Source organism: uncultured Campylobacter sp., assembly GCF_938017615.1.
GTDB lineage: Bacteria > Campylobacterota > Campylobacteria > Campylobacterales > Campylobacteraceae > Campylobacter_B.
In genome coordinates this window covers 1-1,137 of the sequence record NZ_CALIJA010000018.1, presented here as the reverse complement: position 1 = coordinate 1,137, position 1,137 = coordinate 1, and the positions used below count along the sequence as shown (strand labels likewise).

1 protein-coding gene is annotated in these 1,137 nt (G+C 51.3%); it reads right to left on the bottom strand.

Annotated features, from left to right (window positions below):
- Positions 1 to 51: 51 nt before the first annotated feature.
- On the bottom strand, positions 52 to 1,137 hold a 1,086-nt coding region (locus tag Q0620_RS00805), incomplete at its 5' end, for a sodium-dependent transporter (RefSeq protein WP_298782805.1).

Genomic DNA, 1,137 nt, shown 5'->3' with positions numbered 1-1,137 from the left:
GCCGCACCGCCGCGGGTAAATTTAAAATTTAAAACTCTCGCGGCTTTAAATTTAGCCGAAAATCCCGTACCCGAAGATCACCGCGATGATAAGCGGCAGGATAAATTTGACATACAAAAACCAAACTCCTGCGAGCCGCGCGCTTAGATCGCCTTCGTTGGTGAGCTCGTAGATCGCGTCCTTTTTCAGCACCCAACCCACGTAGATGCAGCACAGCAGCGCCGTTAGCACGAAAAAGACGTTCGCGCTTACGAAGTCGAAGGCGTCGAAAACCGAGCGCCCCAGAATTTTAACGTCCGCAAGCACGCTGCTTGAGAGTATGCAGGGCAGGTTGCCGAGCACGAAGACGCCGCCGAGCGTTAAATTTACCGCCTTTAGCGTCGAAAAGCCAAAGCGCTCCTCGACGAAATTTATGATGACCTGATAGATCGTGATCGACGTCGTAAGCGCGGCGATGAGCAAAATCGAGAGAAAGACCACCGCGACGGCGTTGCCGAAGGGCATGTGCGAAAACGCGATCGGCAGGCTCTTAAAAACCAGCGACGAGCCGCTGCTCGGCTCAAGCCCCGCGCTAAAGAGCGACGGGAAGATCATAAAGCCCGCAAGCACGGCGATGAGGGTGTTTACGACTGCGGTGATGGTGGCTGTTTGCATCAGCTTCTCGTCTTTGTTAAGGAAGCTAGACAGCGTGATCATCACGCCGAAACCGAGCGAGAGCGCGAAAAAGACCTGACCCAAAACGTCGATCAAAAGCTTGGGCGTAATCTTGGCAAAATCGACGCCGAGATAAAATTTCACGCCTTCCTTTGCCCCCTCAAGCGTTAAATTTGTAAGAATTACGGCGATGAAGCATAAAAATAGCGCAGGCATTAGAAATTTTACAAATTTTTCGATCCCTTCGATGATGCCGTTTTTCAAAATGTACCAGTTGATCGCTATGAAAACGAGCGTGTAAGCTCCGACGCCAAGCGGGCTATTTTCGATATGCTCTGCGTAGAATTTCTGCGTAAATGCGGGGTCTGTGATCCGCGCGGAGAGGTCGAAGTTGCCGCTTACGATGTTTACGATATAGGTTAGCACCCAGCCACCAAGGACCATATAGTAGGCTAAAATTCCAAACGCGCCGATTACGCCCAT